At 37.2% G+C, this 3,122-nt stretch carries 2 protein-coding genes and 1 pseudogene; 2 read left to right on the plus strand and 1 reads right to left on the minus strand.

The window, feature by feature from the left end:
- Positions 1 to 27 precede the first annotated feature (27 nt).
- Together F6K13_RS35425 and F6K13_RS25610 are read left to right on the plus strand one after the other, a co-directional pair.
- Positions 28 to 111, plus strand: a pseudogene (locus F6K13_RS35425) (pentapeptide repeat-containing protein); the annotation flags it as partial.
- Between the two features lie 671 nt (positions 112 to 782).
- Positions 783 to 1,475, plus strand: coding sequence for an MBL fold metallo-hydrolase (locus F6K13_RS25610; protein ID WP_287288794.1), 693 nt, complete (start codon positions 783 to 785; stop codon positions 1,473 to 1,475).
- Positions 1,476 to 2,027: 552 nt separating this feature from the next.
- Here F6K13_RS25610 and uvrC read toward each other — a convergent pair.
- Positions 2,028 to 3,122, minus strand: a 1,095-nt coding sequence (gene uvrC, locus F6K13_RS25615; protein ID WP_287288796.1) for an excinuclease ABC subunit UvrC, incomplete at its 5' end; no start/stop codon positions are given.

Below are 3,122 nucleotides of genomic sequence, written 5' to 3' on the forward strand. Positions count from 1 at the left end.
AAAAAAGCGAATTGACAAGGAGCAAATTTAGAAATTTGTAATTTGGCTAATGCAGATTTAACTGATGCTAATCTTGAGGATGTTAACTTAAAAGGAGTGATTTTTGAATAGATTTGTCATGGGTAAAAATCTCAAAATTAATAGACATCTCCAGAAAAGAGGGAGTAGGGAGTAGGGAGTAGGGAGTAGGGAGTAGGGAGAAATAATTGATATATCTAGTGTGATAATTGATTTTATTTTTGATTTTTACCGAAAATTTTTGGTTTAAAGCCTCCCCTTTTAAGGGGATAATAAATAAAAATTTTCATGATTAGTCAATCCTCTTCTTTTCAAGGAGAGGTAATTATTAATTATTCATTATTAATTATTAATTGTTGAACAGATGTCTAATGGTATGGAAGAAAGGAAGAAGGAAGAGGGAAGAAGGAAGAAGGAAAAATCTGGCGCTGTTTGAGTTTTAAGTTTTTGATATATCCGCGCCTTTTCCTTGCACTGCTATATTTAATACCAAATTGATAAATTTTTGCTACAAATAGCTAGGGTATCTCTTAGAACTCAGAATTTCCTACCGAATGCTCCGCAAACAGAATTCAGGAGTCGTATGGGAATAGATTTAATACCATTTTTGATGTTGTAAGTTATCTTTTTCGTCAAATATACTTTCATATAAAGTATGCGTGATGGAGCTTATTATTCGTAACATTCTTTTTTCAAAATGGTATAATTAGTAGAATCGGTTTGCTGACCAAACGCCTAGAAAAAACTAGCTATAAGATCAGAAAATGTTATTTAGACAACTATTTGATCCAACAACAAGTACCTATACTTATCTGTTTGCTGACCAGGCAACTAAAACTGCTGTTTTGGTCGATCCAGTGCTTGAACAGGTGGAACGAGACTTGAAATTATTAACAGAATTAGAATTGCAACTACGCTATTGTCTGGAAACCCATATTCATGCTGACCATATTACAGGAACTGGTAAACTAAAGACTGTAACAGGATGCTTAGGTGTTGTGCCGAAAAATGCTCAGGTGACTTGTGCCGATCGCTTTCTCGAAGACAAAGAAATATTGGCAGTGGGAGAAATTCAGATTCAGGCGATCGCGACTCCCGGTCATACGGATAGTCATCTTGCTTATTTAGTAAATAAAAAATATTTATTGACCGGAGACTCTCTATTAATTAGAGGGTGTGGTCGTACAGACTTTCAAGGAGGAGATGCAGGGGTATTATATGATGTAGTTACTCAAAAGTTATTTACTCTTGCTGATGATACTTTGGTTTATCCAGGTCACGACTACAAAGGTCAGACTGTTTCTAGCATTGGCGAAGAAAAACGGTTTAACCAGCGTTTTGCAAGTCGCGATCGCCTTGATTTTATTCAACTTATGGCCAGTCTAAATTTATCCAACCCGAAAAAAATAGCAGAAGCTGTTCCAGCAAATCAAAATTGTGGACGGCTTAAAAATTAGCTCTTATATCATGTTCGGTTGAATACTTATAAATAACTTAGCGAGGAGTCAGGAGTCAGGAGTCAGGAGTCAGGAGGGAAGAAAGGAGAAAAATCAAGATAATTTCAGTATTTCAAGATAATTTCAGTATTTATTCGGTATTGTCAGTTCTGAAATTTTATTTATAACTGACCCGTCCGAACATGATATTACTGATCTAATCTAAAAGCATTGACATATAAAGACAAGTGCCTTTTTGGGGTCGAAAAAAGTACCTGGTTTTCAGCTCTTCAATTAGTATTTTAGGCGGCTTTGTTGGGCAGAAAAATCCCAAATTGACAATTCTTATATCATGTCCGGATAAGAACGTGATGAAAAAAGTTATAATGAATGCTTCAACAGTAAATCTTTCTGTTTTCCCTACTCCCCCGCTCCCCTACTCCCCTACTCCCCTGCTCCCCCGCTCCCCTACTATCTTAATTATAAGTATTCAACCGGACATGATATTAATCCTACCTCCTCGCTCATTCCCATTTCTCCTGACTCCTGACTCCTGACTCCTGACTCCTGATTCTAAGAAGGATGAAAATAATCATAAATTTGCTGCGCCAACTTTGGTCCGACTCCTGATACCTCTGCCAACTGCCGTACCGTTGCCATCCGAATATAATCAACAGAATGAAAATGCCCCAATAACAATTTTTGTCTATGATGTCCCAAACCAGGAATCTCATCTAGGCGCGATCGCTTCATTCTTTGACTTCTTTTATTTCTATGGAAACTCACGGCAAACCGATGCGCTTCATCTCTCAACCTCCGCAATAACTGTACTCCTGGTTGTTCCGCATTAGTTGTTAATGGTAGCGACTCCCCTGGTAGAAAAATTTCCTCCCGTTGCTTTGCTAAACTCACCACCCGCACTTCTTCTAATAACTCCATTTCTTGCATCACTGTCATTACTGCCGAAAGTTGCCCCTTTCCACCATCTATCATTATTAAGTCTGGTTTCTCTGTAGTTGGTTGTTTTTCATAATTGCGAAACCGTCTTTGAATTACTTCTGCCATACTAGCAAAATCATCAGAATGACCAGACTGCACTTCTGGGTTTTGAATTTTGTAGTGTCGATAATGTTGTTTTGCTGGCAAACCGTCAATAAAAACGACCCGCGATGCCACCGCATCTGAACCTTGAATGTGAGAAATATCATAACCTTCAATACGGTGGGGTAATTCTGGCATATCTAATATTTCTGCCAAGTCAGTCATTGCTTTAGTGTTACGATCGCTCATTTTATTTAACCGTGCTAACTCATATTCAGCGTTCTTTTTTACCATTTCTATTAATTCTGCTTTTCCCTGACGTTGAGGTACGAAAATTTCTACTTTTTTACCTTTTTTTTCTGTTAGCCAACTTGTCAAAAATTCACTTTCTAGTAACTCATGTTGCACAATAATTTCTACAGGAATTTCTACAGATTCTACTGTTTGATAATGTGATTCTAAAACCCGTTGTAAAATTGCTCCTAATTCCTTACTTTCTTGAGTTACTAAATTAGGTGTTTCAGCAATAAATCCTAATCTACTGACTAATTTACCTGCTCGAATTTGGAATAATTGAACGCAAGCAAATTTGTCATTACCAGCTAATGCTATTGCATCTCTGGAAAC

Source organism: Okeania sp. SIO2B9 (genome assembly GCF_010672505.1).
GTDB classification, from domain to species: domain Bacteria; phylum Cyanobacteriota; class Cyanobacteriia; order Cyanobacteriales; family Microcoleaceae; genus Okeania; species Okeania hirsuta.